Raw genomic sequence first — 17,540 nt, 5'->3', positions numbered from 1 at the left:
CTTTTTTTGTAATTGCTGCCGCAATGATCGATTTTTTATAAACCAAAATAGTATATTTAATATCAGCAGAAATAGGTTCGCTTAAATGACAATATGCGTATATTATAAAACAAGGTTCGATTCATGGAAAAAGTAATTATTACAGGTGGTGCCGGAGCTATAGGTCTTCATTTAACAAAACTATTGGTTGCCAATTTCTATGAAGTTATTATTTTTACTAGAAATCCAAAATCCCATCCCGCACAGCCGAATGTCAGATACGTACAATGGGATCCCTATAAGCAAGAGATAGATGCCAAATCAATTCAGGAGGCCGATTATATCATCAACCTGGCAGGCGCAAACCTCAATGCCAAACGCTGGACAAAAACATATCAGCAAGAAATTATTGGCAGCCGGGTCGAAAGTGGGAAACTGCTCTACCAAAGTCTTAAACAACTACCTAATCAGGTAAAAGCAGTTATATCTGCCTCCGCTATAGGCTGGTATGGAACTGACGATCCCTACCAAAAAAGACCTTTTACAGAAGGAGACCCACAAGGGGGCAATTTTCTATCCTGGGTTTGCAACCTCTGGGAAGGAAGCGTAAAACCTATTGAAACACTGGGAAAAAGACTCGTTGTCTTCCGTTTTGGAGTCGTTATCAGTAAGGATCAGGGAATGCTAAAAGAAATCGGACGCTTCCTACCCTTCCGTTCAGTTCCGATATTGGGTTCTGGCAAACAGATGCTCAGCTGGATCCATATGGATGATCTCTGCCGCATGCTGTTATTTGGTATACAAAATAATACCATAGCCGGGATTTATAATGCCTGCTCGTCCGAACCGCTTCCGCTTGCCGAGTTTACCAAAAGAATAGCGAAAAGTAAATACGGTCCATTCTACATACCCCTCCCAGTCCCATCACTGATGATTAAGCTGATGCTCGGAAAAAAAGGAGAGGAAATGGTACTCAATGGGACATGGGTGAGCAACAAAAAGATTGTTCAGGAGAAATTCCCTTTTAAATATCCCCTTTTGGACAATAATTGTATAGATAATTTACATATCGATTAATTGTTAATTCGCGTTAATTTCCGCCCTTTTTGGGACAAAATCCGTATATTTGCGGCTTATGAAGATTTTTAGATATGGCGCAAAGGGCTCCGAAAAAGCGGGAGTCATTTTAAACGAAAAGAAATATGATGTTTCGGAAGGAAATTTTCAATATAACCGCGATTTCTTTGCGGATATTGCAAATTTGGAAAGACTTCAAGCATATATAATTGAAAAAGGCGACAAGCTTAAAGAGATAGCCGACGACGAGCGTATTGGTACACCATTGGAAGCTCCTTCCAAAATACTTTGTGTAGGACTTAATTTCGATGATCACGTCAAAGAGACCAAATTACAACAAGCTTCCGAGCCTATTGTATTTATGAAATCTGTATCTGCATTCAATGGCCCTTTTGATGGAATTACCCTTCCGAAGTTCTCTGTAAAATCTGATTGGGAAACCGAATTTGCCATTGTAATAGGAAAAAAAGCTTCTTATGTTACTGAAGAAGAAGCTTTGGACCATGTGTTTGGCTACGTGCTACACAACGATGTGACAGAGCGTGAATTTCAAATCGAGCGTGGCGGAACCTGGGACAAAGGTAAAGGATGTGACACTTTCGCCCCTATTGGTCCGTTTATAGCAACCAAAGATGAAATCACAGATATCGATAACTTAAGAATATGGCTTAAACTCAATGGTGAAATCATGCAAGACGGCAATACAAGTGATTTTATCTATCGTGTGCCTAAATTGATCTCTTATTTAAGTCACTTTATGAGCTTACTTCCTGGCGATATCATTTCCACAGGATCGCCTGCAGGATCTGGCATGGGCAAATCTCCACAAAGATTCCTGAAAGATGGCGATGTCATCGAATATGGTATTGATGGACTTGGATCGGCAAAACAAGTGATTTCAGCTTATCAAGGTTTATAAAAAATAGATATCTGGGTTCTTTCATTCTTTTTCAGTCTAAAAGAGCCCATTTTCTTTCACTTGATTTTATTTTATCCCCGGCATTTGTGTACATTTATATCAACATCATACATTTGTCCAACTAAAATTGCTAAATCCCTACAGGGTCAATGATTCAACTAAACAACATATCCAAATCTTTTGCGGTAAAAGCGACACGTATTGATGCTTTAAAAGACGTCTCACTGTCTATTGCAAAAGGTGAAATTTTTGGTGTAATAGGCGCTTCCGGAGCGGGTAAAAGTACTTTGATTCGTTGCGTCAACCTTTTGGAAAGGCCAGACAGTGGTCAGGTAATTATAGAAAACAACGACTTGATGTCGCTGCCTGCCAGTGATCTTATGTTAAAAAGACGGAAAATTGGTATGATTTTCCAACACTTCAACTTGCTGTCATCACGAACAGTTTATGGAAACATATCCTTCCCGCTCGAACTTGAGGGCAAATCGAAAGAATTTATCAGCGGAAAGGTGTTGGAGCTATTACGTTTGGTTGGGTTGGAAGACAAAGCCGACGTGTACCCTGCAAATCTTTCAGGAGGCCAAAAACAACGCGTTGCCATCGCGCGTGCATTAGCCAATGATCCTTACATTCTACTTTGCGATGAGGCTACAAGTGCCTTAGACCCAGCAACCACAAAATCTATCCTCAAACTGCTAAAAAAAATCAATAAGCAGCTTGATCTTACGATATTATTGATTACGCACGAGATGGATGTTATAAAAAGTATTTGCGATCAGGTTGCCGTATTAGACCACGGAAAATTGATTGAAACTGGTCCGGTAGAATCAATATTCGCCAATCCTCAGGAAACAACAACCAAAAACTTTATTCAGTCTTCACTTGAAGTTGAAATTCCACTAAGTTTTCAGGAACGCTTGAAAAGTGCTGGAAACCCACTCGTAGAAATCTATCTAACTTCAAATGAAGAATCCATCCCATTTATACAACATTTGGAACAACAATTTCAAGTCAAGACAAATATCATCACCGCTCAAATAGATTATATTGGCGAAATGAAATTTGGTGTTATATTAGCCGAACTATCGGGTGAAAAAGAAAATGTTATGCATAGTCTATCTTTCTTAAAAGAAAAGCATTCACAAACTAAAATCTTAGGCTATGTCTGATCAGGTATTTAATCTTCTGCTATCGGGTACTTTAGAAACCCTAACCATGACTTTCTTATCAGGTTTCTTTGGTTTTGTACTGGGTCTTCCACTCGGGATTTACCTGTTCTTGACCCGCAAACATCAACTGCTTGAAAACAAAGCCATGCACCAACTTGTTTCATTGCTAGTGAATGTGTTTAGGTCTATCCCCTTTATTATACTTATCGTATGGATGATTCCGTTTACACGCAACCTTGTCGGAACATCTATTGGTATGGTCGCAGCATTGGTTCCCTTGAGTATAGGTGCAGCTCCCTTTATTGCAAGACTTGTGGAAAATAGTCTTCTAGAAATTCCAAATGGCCTGATTGAGGCCTCAAGAGCAATGGGAGCAAATGCCCAACAGGTAATTTTCAAAGTTTTACTTCCTGAGGCTCTCCCCTCGCTGGTAAACAATGCAACAATTACGTTGATCACACTTGTTGGATACTCCGCGATGGGTGGCGCTGTAGGTGCCGGTGGACTTGGACAGATTGGTTATCAGTATGGTTATGTCGGATATGATACTTTTATCATGAATTCTGTTCTAATTTTATTAATTTTAATCGTATTCCTGTTACAGTATACAGGAGACTACATCTCAAAAAAAGTAAACCATCGTTAACATAAATTATATCATATGAAAAAATTGAACTATGCATTTGCAATCTTAGCCTTCAGTCTCGTATCGATTGTGGCATGCAACAACAGCGAAAAGAAAGAGAATACCCTTAAAGTCGGTGTAGTATCCGGACCAGAAAAGGAGCTTGCAGAAACGGCTAAGAAGGTTGCAAAAGAAAAGTTCAATCTTGATGTGGAGTTGGTAGCTTTCAACGACTATGTTGTGCCCAATGAAGCCCTAAATCAAGGAGATATCGATGTAAATGTATTTCAGCATCAGCCTTATTTACAGGAACAATCCAAACAACGCGGTTTTACAAAGTTAACCATCGTCGGAAACACATTTGTATTTCCGATCGTTGCCTATTCTAAAAAAATAAAAAGCATCACCGAGTTACAGCCTGGCGCCAGTATTGCCATCCCCAATGATCCTACCAATGGTGGCCGCTCACTTTTACTTCTCCAACGCGAGGGCATTATCGGCTTAAAAGAAAATGTAGGCATACAGCCTAAAGTAACAGATATAGTAAGCAACCCTAAACAGGTTAAAATCATTGAGATGGAGGCACCACAGTTGCCGCGCGTTCTGGATGATCCTCAGGTTACAATTGCCATCATCAACAATAGTTTCGCCGCTCAGGCTGGGTTGGATCCCGAAAAACAAGGCTTATTCACAGAAGACAAAGAATCACCTTACGTTAATCTGATTGTTGCCCGTTCGGATAATAAAAACGATGAAAAGGTGCAGCAGTTTATTCAAGCGTATCAGTCACCTGAAGTGGAAGCTACCGCAAAAAAAGTCTTCAAGAATGGCGCCATTAAAGGCTGGTAAAATTTTTAAAATACAAGTGATAGCATCAGATCAATTATGCCCCTGTGGCTCTGGCAATACCTTTGGAGAATGCTGCCAACAAATTCATCGTTTCCATGCCAAAGCAACCACAGCAGAGGCATTGATGCGTGCACGTTATAGTGCTTTTGTGACACAACAGATCGATTTCCTATACGATACATTTCACCCCTCAACACGACGGTTCCAAAATAAACAGGCCATTGGGCAATGGGCGCGGGACAATAAATGGATGCAACTCGCGATCCTGAAATCTACACTCCATACGGTCGAGTTTGAAGCACATTATCTGGATCCACAGATGGAAGTTCATATTCACCATGAAAAGTCTACCTTCAAAAAACAAGGTGATTTATGGTACTACGTTGACGGGCGCTGATATAAATAGTTTCCTTGCAAGCCATTGGAAAGCATACCAGACTATCAACAACAGCTTGCAAGCAGCTTTCCGTTCCATAAAAATTCTCTTCTATGAAATAAAATGTGTTTTCAACTAAGTCCTTATTTTTGCTCATAAAAAAGCAGTCTCAACGGGGATGTCAAGACTGCTTTTCTGCAACGAATATTCGTTAGTTATTTCTATTAGATCGCCTGTTCAGTATCTTCGCGATAAGGAGCTTCTTCATCAAACTCACCCTCCCATTTAGCAACAACAACGGTTGCCAAACAATTTCCGATCACATTGACAGAGGTACGCGCCATATCCATGAGTTCATCGATACCTAAAATGGCAGCAATGACAAATGTTGGTAAGCCAAACTGATCCGCTGTCGCAATCAAAATAATTAATGAAGCTCTTGGGACAGCAGCAACACCTTTGGAGGTAATCATCAATGTAAATGCAATCATCAATTGATGTCCAAACGACAAATGGATACCAGCCGCCTGAGCGACAAAGATGGCAGCTAATGATAAATAGAGTGAAGTACCATCCAAGTTAAAACTATATCCTGTCGGAATGACAAACGAAACAATCTTACGTGGCACACCAAATTTCTCCATTGCGCTCATTGCTTTCGGTAATGCCGCATCTGAACTTGTAGTGGCAAATGCAATGGAAACAGGTTCCTTAATCGCATTTATAAAACGTTTCACAGGTATCTTTAAATACAAAGCTACAGGAAGCAATACCAAGCATAAAAAGCATACTAAAGCAAAATACAGCGTCGCTAAAAGCATGAAAAGATTCTTAAGGATATCGACACCGAGATGCCCCACAGTATAGGCCATGGCAGCACCAACCCCGATAGGCGCAAAGTACATAATCATGTTCGTAAACTTAAACATCGTTTCAGACATACTCTCGGTAAAATCAACCAAGGGTTTACGCTTTTTCTCATCGACCATTGCCAATCCAATCCCGAACAAAATTGAAAATACAACAATCTGTAAAACTTGGTTATCCGCTACAGATTTGACAATATTTTCAGGAAACAAGTCGCGTATAAAAGAAGTGAACTTGTATACAGGATGCACATGGTCCGGAAGGGTTTTAAGGATATGCTCATCCATACTTTCCTTCGGCGCAGGGAGTTCTTCATGTGGCATATGTGCAACATCAACGCCCACTCCTGCTCGAGTCAGGTTTATAGCACCTAAACCAATAAAAATAGCACATGTCGTTGCGCAAAAGAAATAAAGCATCGATTTCCATGCCATACGTCCCACCTGTTTCAAATCAGAATGCCCTGCAATTCCATATACAAGCGTAGCAAAGAGAATCGGTCCCACAATCGTCTTGACTAACTTGATAAAACCTTTACTCAAAGGTTGCAGGGAAATCGCTAGATTTGGAAAATCCAACCCGACAAATATCCCCATAATCATACAGGTCAAAATCCAAGTGGTCAAATTTTTCTTAAAGAGCGCATTTACAACCAAAACGGTAGCAACTATCCAACGGACAGCCATTAGAAATTCATGCGAAAAGCCTACAACATCAAATTCGTATAATACAGCAATGATACAAGCTAATGTAACTGTGATTAGGGTTATCAACCCTATTTTGGTTTTTAACATTTAAAAGATTTTAATGGTCAAAAGAACAAAAATAAAAAAATACTATGCTTTTGCAAATATTATTATTCCAAATAGCCAAGATTCACAACAAAATATCGATTTCGCCAAAATAGAACGGCACAAAAAAGGCAGGAAAATTTCTTATCCTGCCTTATATTTTAACGGAACACTAAATTTATTCCGCGTGTAACCAAGCTTTTTTCGCTAATAGCTCATCGTTCGATTCACGTACGTCTTCGTCATCCACACAACAATCTACAGGGCAAACCGCTGCACATTGAGGCTCATCGTGGAAACCTACACATTCTGTACATTTATCTGAAACAATATAATAGACTTCATTAGAGATCGCTTCTTGAGACTCGTTGGCATCCAGTGTAACACCATCGCCAAAATCAATAACCCCATCCAAAGCCGTCCCATCTGAGAATTTCCAAGTTACACCAGCATCGTATATTGCATTATTTGGGCATTCCGGTTCGCAAGCACCACAGTTAATGCATTCGTCTGTAATTTTAATCGCCATTTATAACCTCACAATTATGATAAATAAACTATTTTTGCATTATCAATATGAAACAAAGTCTGATTGAACAATAAGGCTAGTTGATTCACGTTGATTAATGTTAACAGCACAAATATAATACAAATTTGTGTATTCATCTTTTAAAATTTTAATATTTTGACAAAGCAACAACGAATAAATGCATTTGTAAAATTAGGCGAGCGGCTGCAAGAGCGACCTGATGATTTGATTCAAATCATTCAATTCGCCCAACATAAAAACCCCTGGTATACGCCTCAAAATGTTGAACGTGCCATTCAAGCCATTGCTGCCAATCTGACAATAGAAAAGCTGAATCACTGGTTAGCTCCTTATCCAGATCTAAATTCAACGAAAATTGTAGGATTAATTCTGGCCGGCAATATCCCCTTGGTTGGCTTCCATGATATGCTATCGGTACTGATCAGTGGCTTTAGAGCCAAAATCAAAGTCTCATCGGACGACGCAGGATTGACAAGTTATGTGCTCCGCCTCCTTAAACAAATTGACCCGTCCTTTACCGATGCCTTTGAAATTGTTGACAAACTAAAAGATTTCGATCTGGTTATAGCAACAGGTTCCAACAATAGCTCGCGTTATTTTGACTATTATTTTGGAACCAAACCACATATTATTCGTCGCAATAGAAATAGTGTTGCCATCATCGGTGGACAAGAATCTCCTGACCAGCTTGAATCACTGGGACATGACATCTTTGATTATTTTGGGTTAGGCTGTCGCTCTGTATCAAAGTTATTCATTCCAAAAGATTATCCAATAGCACACTTCTTCGAAGGTATCGCTGCGTTTAACAACGTGACGGAACATTTTAAATATAATAACAATTACGACTACAACAAATCCATCTATCTGATCAACGGCGACAAGCATTTTGATAATGGATTTTTATTGCTAAAGGAGGATGAGCGCACAGCTTCTCCCCTTGCTGTAGTTTATTATGAAACATACGAAACACTGGCTGAAGTTGAAAATAAACTCCAATTAGCGCAAGAAAATATCCAATGTGTTGTATCAGAAATAGCTTTAAATGTGCCCTCGCCAGTATTTCGTTTTGGAGAGAGCCAATGCCCTGCTTTGGATGATTTTGCTGACGGCGTGAATACATTGGATTTTTTATTCGCAAACCAATAAGCTTCCTTTAAATTCATAGTAAATAAATTGCATTAAAAATACTAACTTTGAAATTATGTATATCATTAAAGTAAAAGGTGTCGCCAAAATCCCTGATTATGTTCAATTAAGAGATGATGCCTTCACCTTGCTGGCATATTTTAGAGTCGACCGCCCAGATAAATCACTTGATAAGATTGGATTAGGAGAAAAGGCAGAATATATCATGCAACTGGTTAAAGAAATGCCTTTTGGGCAAATTAAAAAATTAGAATTTTAGCTTCCATGATTGAAAATAAAGTCATTACATTAAAAAACGTTGATATCTTCCAACAAAAACATTTGGTATTGTCCAATGTCAATTTAAACATTGGTAAAGGAGAGTTTATTTATCTTATCGGCCAGTCCGGCAGTGGAAAAAGTAGTTTACTAAAAATCATTTACGGCGATTTATACATCGGCAATGGTGAGGGAATGATTGCGGGCTTTGATCTTAAAAAGCTGCACGAAAATGATGTTCCCTACCTGCGTAGAAAATTGGGTATTGTATTCCAGGACTTCCATCTTTTATCCGATAGAAGCATCGAGAAAAACCTCGAATTTGCACTGAAAGCAACAGGCTGGAAAGATAAGAAAATGATCGATAGCCGGATATTGGATGTATTGGAAAAAGTTGGGCTTCGTTCCAAACTTAAGAAAATGCCACATGAGCTTTCTGGTGGTGAGCAACAACGCATTGTAATTGCCCGCGCATTACTAAATAATCCTGAAATTATTCTGGCAGATGAGCCGACCGGTAACTTAGATCCTGCGACATCAGAAGAAATCGTCTTATTATTGCGTGACATTGCCAATTCCGGAACGGCTATTTTAATGGCAACACACGATTATACCATTATCCGTAATATGCCATCCCGCATCATCAAAACTACTGATGGGGTATTACAGGACAATGTCAGTATCTAGACAGAAAACTGACATATAAAAATAAGATTCCGACAAATTGTTAGGCTTTTTTAATAAAATCTGACAAGCTGTCGGAATTTTATTGTTTGGCAAAAACTTTGACAAACGAAGCATAGAGTAAATTTTTGAATCTAATTTTAGCATTGAAGATATGAATGAGCAAGATAATTATTACGATGAAGGTCAAGATCCAGTAGAAACAAATTCTTCTGAACAACAGGAACAGCCTGCTGATAATATAGCAGAAGAACTGTCTACTGAAGAGAAATTGGCTGCAGAATTGGCAGAGGCAAAGGATAAATACATTCGTCTTTCTGCTGAATTTGACAATTATAGAAAACGTACAAGCAAAGAACGTGTTGAATTGATTCAATCAGCAGGAAAAGATGTCATCAGTAAGCTATTACCTACACTAGATGATTTTGACAGAGCGTTAACAGCCATGGAAACAGCGACAGATGTTGAATCTGTAAAAACAGGAATGGATATTGTTAACAACAAATTCAGACAAACGTTGTCGCAATTGGGGTTAAAGGAAATGGATACCATAGGCCAAGCCTTCGATCCTGAATTACAAGAGGCTATCACAGCAATTCCTGCACCCACAGCAGAATTAAAGAATAAAGTAGTTGACGTGATCGAAAAGGGGTACTACCTAGGTGACAAAGTGATCCGTCACGCAAAGGTAGTTATAGGTCAATAATATTAAGACGATGTCAAAAAGAGATTATTACGATATACTTGGTGTCTCGCGATCAGCGGACGAGAAGGAGATTAAATCAGCATATCGCAAATTAGCGATAAAATACCATCCGGATAAAAATCCTGGTGATCATGAAGCTGAAGAACAGTTTAAGGAAGCTGCTGAGGCATACGATATCTTGAGCAATCCACAAAAACGTCAACGTTATGACCAATTTGGCCATGCCGGTAATTCTGCTAGTGGTGGTTTTGGCGGTGGCGGCGGTATGAATATGGAAGACATATTCAGCCAATTTGGTGATATCTTTGGTGGAGGACATCCGTTTGAAAGTTTCTTTGGCGGTGGCGGTGGCCAGCGTGGCGGCCGTCGGGTAGCTCGCGGAAGCAACTTACGCATAAAAGTTAAATTAACACTCGAAGAAATTGCCAAAGGCGTCGAGAAAAAGGTAAAGGTCAACAAACAAGTGGTCTGTCATTCTTGTGACGGATCTGGTGCTAAAGATAAATCTTCGTTCCATACCTGTAAAACCTGTGGCGGATCAGGATCAGTTCGAAGAGTAACAAATACCATCTTAGGACAAATGCAAACAACAAGCACTTGCCCTACGTGTAATGGTGAAGGTGTTGAAATCACAGCAAAATGTACAACTTGTAGAGGTGAAGGACTCGAACGCGGTGAGGAAACAATTGCGATCAATATTCCTGCGGGTGTAAGTGAAGGCATGCAACTTTCCATGAGTGGAAAAGGAAATGCTGCTCCGCGTGGCGGCGTCCCAGGAGATTTAATTATCCTGATCGAAGAAGTACCACACGAAAGTCTAAAACGCGACGGACTAAATGTAATCTATGATCTATACATTAATTTCGTAGATGCGACCTTAGGCACTAGCGTGGAAGTTCCTACAATAGATGGAAAAGCGAAGATCAAAATTGAGCCCGGTACACAAGGCGGTAAAATTTTACGGTTAAAAGGAAAAGGTATTCCCGAAGTCAACTCTTATCACAAAGGGGACCAACTTGTATACGTTAATATCTGGACACCAAAAGCTGTGTCTAACGAAGAAAAAGAATTATTGAACAAACTGAAAGAATCACCAAACTTTAAACCTCAACCAGGTAAAAGTGAAAAATCATTCTTCGAGCGAATCAAAGAATATTTCGATTAAAATCGGTCTTTCAAATACAAAAAAAAGCCATTTGTCCGCTGTTGACAAATGGCTTTTTTTTATCTTCTTACTTGAAATTGACAATTAAAAACAAAAAGTCAGGCCAATATCATTATCGTTAAATAGAAACGATAAAAATAAAAATACACTAAATTTTAACGCGCTGAACTACTATCAATTACCATAATGGCAAAACATCTAGACAATCTAGTGACAAAAAATTAAAATAAGATTTCGATATTTGACTAACAAATTTAAAAAGTCAGGAAGTATTTACTGGCTTATTAGAACAAACTATTTTAAATAAAAAAGACATGAAAAAAGTTTTACTAACATTGACTGCCATTGCAGGTTTAACAATAGCAGCACAAGCGCAAACTGAACAAGGAAAAATTATGGTTGGTGGTCAACTTGGCTTCGAAACATCAAAAGTGAAAGATACTGATCATAAAAATAATTCATTCTCAATTAACCCAACAGTTGGTTACTTTGTAAGCGACAACTTGGCAATTGGTACTGGAATTGGTTACAACTGGGGAAAAACTGAAACAAGTAAAGATAATAGCGTTAAAAACGATGCTTTTCAGGTATCACCTTTCGCTAGAAAGTATTCTGCAAATGGCCCTGTAAGATTCTTTGCTCAATTGTCAGTTCCAATGGCGTGGGGTACAACCACAACTGAAGTAAATAACGTAGAGACAAAAAATAAATTCGAATCATATGGTGTGGAACTAGCTCCAGGTTTAGCTTACTTCCCGACAAGCAAAATCGGTATCGAACTAAAAGTCAGAGGTTTATATTACAACTACAATAAAGATAAAACGAATGACGTTGCAGTAAATACATTTGGTCTGAACGTTAACTCATTAGCGCCAACTTTAGGTGTACAATTCCACTTCTAGTCAGTACGGAATTTAACAATAGGAAAGGCTATAATTACTTATAGCCTTTTTTTCCTGTCAAAATTGTTACCAATAATACCGTTTAACAATCCGGAGTTTGTGTGTGTAACGGTTCTGTTCAGCATTAAAAATACCCTCCGTATCCATCCGATCGACACGCACTTTCGCTGAAGCGTGAATAATCGTATCGCGATCCAGCATAATCCCTACATGGGTAATCCTTCCTTCGGCGTTATCGAAAAAAGCCAAATCCCCTACCCGTATTTCCGAAACAAAATCCACTGTCTGCCCCATCTCCGCCTGCTGGTAAGCATCGCGAGGTAAGGAAAGGTCAAAGCAACTATAAATCAATTGGGAGAAACCGGAGCAATCAATTCCCCATTGTGAACGTCCACCCCATAAATAAGGAACGTCCTGATAGCTTAAGGCCAATCGCACCACCTCGGTTTCAAATTGCTCTTTGGTAAAGGTATTGATACTACCTTGATACGTTAATGTCAATGGCGATAAATTGACGGTATTCCCTGTATTTAGATAAAGCTTGGTACCATGACAGAGGTGAAATTGTGTTGTATCGGTAAAAAGAACTCCACCCTCCCGTCCAACGATAGTAGGTTTTCCACTCAGATAATGTTGCCTATCCAAGTCGTTTAGTTCCTGAAACTGTCCGTTTTGAATCCAACCCAAATAGTCCGTTTCCAATAGACGTATTGAGGTCCAATCGGCCTGTTCATCAAGGATCTCAAAAAGTTCTCCAAACAATACCTGAGAAACCATTTCACTGCGGTGTGCCTGTTCTGAACGTAACGGAACGAGAGCTAGTGTACAAATACCATATTTCATGTGCTAAACAAAACAAAATCGTCAAAAATGTGATTATATATTATATGACGAAGATAAATTAATTATAGTAGAAATGGACAATACAAACTCAAAATTCAAAAGGATACTCGTCGCTGTCGACGACGAACCATGCTCAGAGAAGGCGATACTATATGCCAAAGAAATGGCCGCAGTATTTGGAGCCTCTATAGCGCTTGTCACTGTTGTTCCCCCTACTTCTCCGGCCAACTTTGGCGCGGATCCGCTATTAGGTCAGCAACCTATCATTGTTCCGGAAGTATCGGAAATGGAACAGGATAATGCACAAAAATACCTTGAGAAAATAAGCCGCGAGTTTACAGGTGCAGGCGAAGTATATCTTTTTAATCGAATCGGATCCATTAAAGAAGAAATTCTGGCGGCATCCCATGAGTGGTCCGCCGATCTTATTATTATGGGGACCAATGGACGGACTGGCTTTGATCATTTCATTTCTGGTTCCGTATCCGAGTCAGTCATTCGCAAATCAACTTGCCCTGTGCTCGTTATTCCCAGTAAATGTGACTGATATTAATTGATCCCTAAATATAAAAGGCTATTTTTTCATTGGAAAAAATAGCCTTTTGCTTTTATTGCTTCTGAAAATTACCTTTTAATCAATCGCGCCACAAACATACTATCCGCTTTCTCTTCATAACCTTTCAAATAGTCCATGCGTTCGATTTCAAAACCAAAATTATCCACAATGTAATTGACAACATCTTCATTTTCCGCTTTAAAAATGGAGCAGGTTATATAAATCAAAGGCTTGCCCACTTTAACATGTCCTACTACATTACTTGCAATATTTTTTTGTAGTGCATTGAATTCGCCAATCTTAGCAGCCCGAAACTGTCTAATCATTTCTGGTGTACGCCCCCAAGTCCCCGATCCTGTACAAGGCGCATCCAATAACACTCCATCAAATCTTTCGCTCCCAAGAAGCGCAAAGGTATCCTTGGTAAGATCGAGTATTTTCTTTCGGTAATGCTTTATTCCAGCACGGTCAAAACGTTCATCGAGATTTCGGAGAATACTCATGCGAACATCGGATACCAAAAGATTGACAGTCGGACAAGCGTCCATCAATAAGAGAGATTTGCCACCTGAAGCTGCGCACGCATCCCACCAGGATTCCTTTTCAGCTGGATCCATATAATCCAACGTGCGCTGTGAAGAAAGATCCTGCACTTCTATCATCCCATCCAACACATCAAATCGCTGCAAAGATGTTCCATTATTCAAGGCAATAGTCTGATCGCCAATCATGGAATAAGGAATCTGATTGTTATCCAAAATAGCGCACACGACTTTTGTCTTGCCGCGTTTCACCCGAATATATAAATAAGGCTGTATCAACTGGCTCTCTAAAAATTGTACCATGTCGATCTCATCAGAAATATGATCCGTAAATGGAAAGAGGTCATTCAGGTTAAAAACGCCTTCTGATTCCAGAAATGCAATTTTGTCCTTCAGTGGTTGCTGGATCTTATCGCTGTACGAAGGCTCAAAAAGAGCCACCAAGGGGCTTTCGTGTTCACACAGGAATTCCGCAAGCACCAATCTACGCTGTTGTGACAGCTGCGAAGCTGCCGTTCCCAGACGAAAATAATTATAACATAAACGGGAAGTAGCCTTGCGATCGGATGATCCCATTTGCTTATTCAGCTTAAAAAAAGTAGTCAAATAACGCGAAAAGGGTTGATCCGCTTCAAAACCATCCATTGCCCGCTCAAAATTACGTATTTGCTGATGAACACGTCTTTCACTGAATTCCGCCATTCAAAGATTATTTTCTTTCAAATTTTTTGTTGTGATAAACCATCATACCCAAAGCTCTATTGGCATAGCCCCATTTTGGATAAAATTCAAATTTGTAATCGCTATTCAATCCCGAAAACTTATCCTGCGTCATTCGGCTAACATAATCTACGCCATATTTGTGGATCAATCGACCGAAATACAACGCCGCGTCATAACCTTTATAAGAAAATTCAGACGGGTCCACTTTATAAGCCGATTTATAATTTCCAATAAATTTACGGGTATCACTATCACTCTCATTCACCAAGTTGGAAGAAGTAATAGTAAGTCCATAAAAATCCATATTTTCGAAATTCTCATACGAAAGCTTAGCCATGTTTGGATGTCCATACAACTTAAATTGATTACCTGGATTCAAAAAGCGTTCGTCCATCTTATCCAATAAAGCTTTAACAAGATTCTTATTGGCTGTACCACTTACAATATGATTTGAACCGGTCAAGACAAGACTATTATCCAGTTCAGCAAGATTATAAACCGTTTTCACTTTTGCCTGTGCATTGGCTTTTGAAATTTCGCTAACAAAATTAACTAGAAACTGTTTGCTTTCATCGTCACCGGCATCGTATACTAATATTTGATCACCCGTATAGTATTGATCAGCAACATATTTCGCCAATGTCTCGGAATGTGTTCGAATAGAAGGTGTTATGGAAACCAAATTAGGTAAGCTAAATTCAGAAGCCATAGTGGCCGCCAAGGGAGAAACTTGCAGCACATTCTTATTTGCAAATGTTTGCCCAAAGCTTTTTATCTCACGTGGATACACCGGGCCCACCACAAGTACGGCATCCTTCACATTGACCGCTGTCCCCAAGGTCGCATTATAGGCAACATTGTCTCGAGAATCAATTACTTGTAAATCAAATAAAGCGCCCTCTTTGGCAATTTTGTCAAGGCCCAACTGAAACCCCTGATAAAAATCAAGTGCCAGGGAAGAACGCTGCACATCTTCTTTTGTAATTGTACCGGCAATACCACTTAACTCAAATGGCAATAGTAGTGCTATTCGATTATTCTTCACGGCGTGCCCATTGACATTTTGCACATCGCCCACTTTGGCAATCGTCGTTTCTTTGTCAACAGCCGGTTTAGTCACAGCAGTTTGCTGTTCGCCTTGACCAGAGGAAGGCGAACGCAATACTGTGCTTTTTTTGGTTGTACAGCTTGCAAGGCATAATGCTACAAGTGCCGCAACCCATATTTTATTCCCACTCAATTGTAGCGGGCGGTTTTGAACTGATATCATATACAACTCTGTTTATTCCTTTCACATGGTTGATAATTTCATTTGAAATTTTTGCCAACAGGTCATATGGTAAATGTATCCAATCCGCAGTCATTCCATCAAGAGAACCAACTGCACGTAAGCTAACAACATGCTCGTAAGTACGCTCGTCACCCATCACGCCTACAGAACGCACTGGCAAGAAAATTGTACCAGCTTGCCATACTTTATCGTACCAGCCAGCTTCCTTCAGATTATTGATAAAGATCGCATCAGCCTCTTGTACAATACGTACACGCTCAGGCGTAATATCACCTAAAATACGAATTGCCAAACCTGGTCCAGGGAAGGGATGTCTGCCTAAAATTGCCTGATCCACTTCTAAAGCTTTTCCTACTCTTCTTACTTCATCTTTAAACAACGTTTTAAGTGGTTCTACGACTTTCAATTTCATAAAATCAGGTAAACCACCAACGTTATGGTGTGATTTGATTGTTGCTGAAGGTCCTTTCACTGAAACCGACTCGATAATATCTGGGTAAATTGTGCCTTGTCCCAACCATTTCGCTTCAATTCCCTCAGGTAATTCCTTTTGGATTTCTTTTGCAGCTTCATCAAAAACATCAATAAATGAATTACCAATGATTTTGCGTTTCTCTTCTGGTTCAGAGATTCCAGCTAATCTACCATAAAATAAATCCTTGGCATTTATTCCTTTAATATTTAACCCCATATTTTTGTAAGAATCCAATACCTGCTCGTATTCATCTTTACGAAGCAGACCATGATCTACGAAAATACAATGTAAATTTTTTCCAATTGCTTGGTGCAACAATACCGCTGCTACTGTCGAATCTACGCCCCCTGACAAAGCCATGATAACGTGATCGTCACCCAATTGTTCTTTCAAAGCGGATACTGTTGTTTCAACAAATGCGTCTGGTGTCCAATCCTGTGCACAACCACAAATGTTTACAACAAAGTTTTTTAATAAGATAGCACCATCTGTACTGTGTGTTACTTCCGGATGGAATTGTATACCATAGGTACGGGTGCCTTTTACTTGATAAGCTGCAACGCGCACTTTATCCGTACTTGCAATAATATCAAAATTTGCAGGAACTTCTTTGATGGTGTCTCCATGTGACATCCATACCTGCGATTGAATGGGTACTCCTGCCAATAATTCATTCTCGCTATTGACAAACTGCAGATTTGCACGACCATATTCACGAATTTCAGACGGCAACACTTCACCTCCTGATTTTTGAGCAATGTATTGCGCTCCGTAACAAACTCCTAAAAGTGGGAAACGATCCTGAATAGCAACAAAATCAATTTGCGGTGCATCTTCTTGTCTAACAGAATAAGGACTTCCCGAAAAGATAACACCTTTTACGGTATCGTCAAAATCTGGCAATTTATTGAACGGGTGTATCTCACAATACACATTTAGTTCTCTGACACGTCTAGCGATTAACTGTGTGTATTGAGACCCGAAGTCTAGAATTATAATTTTTTCTGGCATGCTGCAAAGGTAAGTATTACGAATGAATTATTA

Annotated in this window: 19 protein-coding genes; 13 read left to right on the top strand and 6 right to left on the bottom strand. The window is 39.5% G+C overall.

What is annotated here, in order from left to right; all coding sequences use genetic code 11:
- Nucleotides 1-123: 123 nt before the first annotated feature.
- The 6 genes from B3P16_RS17045 (at nt 124) to B3P16_RS17020 (ending at nt 5,015) form a co-directional block, all read left to right on the top strand.
- Nucleotides 124-1,056, top strand: a complete 933-nt coding sequence (locus B3P16_RS17045) for a TIGR01777 family oxidoreductase (protein ID WP_286843655.1) — start codon at nt 124-126, stop codon at nt 1,054-1,056.
- A gap of 58 nt (nt 1,057-1,114) precedes the next feature.
- A complete protein-coding gene (locus B3P16_RS17040) occupies nt 1,115-1,975 on the top strand; it encodes a fumarylacetoacetate hydrolase family protein (protein WP_204991113.1) in 861 nt (286 codons plus the stop codon).
- Between the two features lie 149 nt (nt 1,976-2,124).
- Nucleotides 2,125-3,144 (top strand): methionine ABC transporter ATP-binding protein, encoded by a 1,020-nt coding sequence (locus B3P16_RS17035; protein WP_112376361.1) that lies wholly within the window; start codon nt 2,125-2,127, stop codon nt 3,142-3,144.
- The gene (metI, locus tag B3P16_RS17030) at nt 3,137-3,790 is read left to right on the top strand and encodes a methionine ABC transporter permease MetI (protein ID WP_286843653.1); all 654 of its coding nucleotides are present in this window, start codon (nt 3,137-3,139) and stop codon (nt 3,788-3,790) included. The genes B3P16_RS17035 and metI overlap by 8 nt, the downstream gene beginning before the upstream one ends.
- Before the next feature lie 15 nt (nt 3,791-3,805).
- Nucleotides 3,806-4,618 (top strand): methionine ABC transporter substrate-binding lipoprotein MetQ, encoded by an 813-nt coding sequence (gene metQ, locus B3P16_RS17025; RefSeq protein ID WP_070561115.1) that lies wholly within the window; start codon nt 3,806-3,808, stop codon nt 4,616-4,618.
- The gene (locus tag B3P16_RS17020; protein WP_070561116.1) at nt 4,596-5,015 is read left to right on the top strand and encodes a YchJ family protein; all 420 of its coding nucleotides are present in this window, start codon (nt 4,596-4,598) and stop codon (nt 5,013-5,015) included. Before metQ ends, B3P16_RS17020 begins: the two co-directional genes overlap by 23 nt.
- A 203-nt stretch (nt 5,016-5,218) precedes the next feature.
- Here B3P16_RS17020 and B3P16_RS17015 read toward each other — a convergent pair whose 3' ends face one another.
- Complete coding sequence (locus B3P16_RS17015) at nt 5,219-6,655, bottom strand: dicarboxylate/amino acid:cation symporter (RefSeq protein ID WP_070561117.1); 1,437 nt, start codon at nt 6,653-6,655, stop codon at nt 5,219-5,221.
- A gap of 175 nt (nt 6,656-6,830) precedes the next feature.
- Entirely contained in the window at nt 6,831-7,181 is a 351-nt protein-coding gene (locus B3P16_RS17010; RefSeq protein ID WP_046672889.1) for a 4Fe-4S dicluster domain-containing protein, read from the bottom strand.
- 156 nt (nt 7,182-7,337) lie between these two features.
- Here B3P16_RS17010 and B3P16_RS17005 point away from each other — a divergent pair, with 156 nt between their 5' ends.
- From B3P16_RS17005 to B3P16_RS16980, 6 genes are all read left to right on the top strand, one after another.
- Nucleotides 7,338-8,351: an acyl-CoA reductase gene (locus B3P16_RS17005; RefSeq protein WP_112376359.1), complete on the top strand. Its 1,014-nt coding sequence runs from the start codon at nt 7,338-7,340 to the stop codon at nt 8,349-8,351.
- A gap of 55 nt (nt 8,352-8,406) precedes the next feature.
- On the top strand, nt 8,407-8,610 hold the full coding sequence (locus B3P16_RS17000; protein WP_070561119.1) for a fructose-6-phosphate aldolase: 204 nt from the start codon (nt 8,407-8,409) through the stop codon (nt 8,608-8,610).
- Nucleotides 8,611-8,615: 5 nt separating this feature from the next.
- Nucleotides 8,616-9,296 (top strand): cell division ATP-binding protein FtsE, encoded by a 681-nt coding sequence (locus tag B3P16_RS16995; protein WP_070561120.1) that lies wholly within the window; start codon nt 8,616-8,618, stop codon nt 9,294-9,296.
- 151 nt (nt 9,297-9,447) lie between these two features.
- Entirely contained in the window at nt 9,448-9,999 is a 552-nt protein-coding gene (locus B3P16_RS16990) for a nucleotide exchange factor GrpE (RefSeq protein ID WP_112376358.1), read from the top strand.
- Nucleotides 10,000-10,009: 10 nt separating this feature from the next.
- Nucleotides 10,010-11,164, top strand: coding sequence for a molecular chaperone DnaJ (gene dnaJ / locus B3P16_RS16985; RefSeq protein WP_046672894.1), 1,155 nt, complete (start codon nt 10,010-10,012; stop codon nt 11,162-11,164).
- Between the two features lie 314 nt (nt 11,165-11,478).
- A complete protein-coding gene (locus tag B3P16_RS16980) occupies nt 11,479-12,066 on the top strand; it encodes a porin family protein (RefSeq protein ID WP_046672895.1) in 588 nt (195 codons plus the stop codon).
- A 66-nt stretch (nt 12,067-12,132) separates the two neighbouring features.
- Here B3P16_RS16980 and B3P16_RS16975 read toward each other — a convergent pair whose 3' ends face one another.
- Entirely contained in the window at nt 12,133-12,909 is a 777-nt protein-coding gene (locus B3P16_RS16975) for a C40 family peptidase (protein ID WP_286843651.1), read from the bottom strand.
- A 73-nt stretch (nt 12,910-12,982) separates the two neighbouring features.
- Here B3P16_RS16975 and B3P16_RS16970 point away from each other — a divergent pair, with 73 nt between their 5' ends.
- Nucleotides 12,983-13,456, top strand: coding sequence for a universal stress protein (locus B3P16_RS16970; RefSeq protein ID WP_046672897.1), 474 nt, complete (start codon nt 12,983-12,985; stop codon nt 13,454-13,456).
- 77 nt (nt 13,457-13,533) lie between these two features.
- Here the strand turns inward: B3P16_RS16970 and B3P16_RS16965 are convergent, their stop codons facing one another.
- The 3 genes from B3P16_RS16965 to guaA are packed head-to-tail and all read right to left on the bottom strand — an operon-like array spanning nt 13,534 to nt 17,507.
- Nucleotides 13,534-14,709, bottom strand: a complete 1,176-nt coding sequence (locus B3P16_RS16965) for an RsmB/NOP family class I SAM-dependent RNA methyltransferase (protein ID WP_286843649.1) — start codon at nt 14,707-14,709, stop codon at nt 13,534-13,536.
- Nucleotides 14,710-14,716: 7 nt separating this feature from the next.
- Nucleotides 14,717-16,000 carry an ABC transporter substrate-binding protein gene (locus tag B3P16_RS16960; protein ID WP_286770843.1) on the bottom strand — a complete coding sequence of 428 codons (1,284 nt, stop codon included), beginning with the start codon at nt 15,998-16,000 and terminating at the stop codon, nt 14,717-14,719.
- The gene (guaA, locus tag B3P16_RS16955; protein WP_046672899.1) at nt 15,957-17,507 is read right to left on the bottom strand and encodes a glutamine-hydrolyzing GMP synthase; all 1,551 of its coding nucleotides are present in this window, start codon (nt 17,505-17,507) and stop codon (nt 15,957-15,959) included. The genes B3P16_RS16960 and guaA overlap by 44 nt, the downstream gene beginning before the upstream one ends.
- Nucleotides 17,508-17,540: the final 33 nt, after the last annotated feature.

It is taken from the genome of Sphingobacterium sp. UBA7631 (genome assembly GCF_002483935.1).
Lineage (GTDB): Bacteria > Bacteroidota > Bacteroidia > Sphingobacteriales > Sphingobacteriaceae > Sphingobacterium > Sphingobacterium multivorum.
The sequence above is the reverse complement of the archived record's forward strand: the minus strand, read 5'-3'. Positions and strand labels throughout refer to the sequence as shown.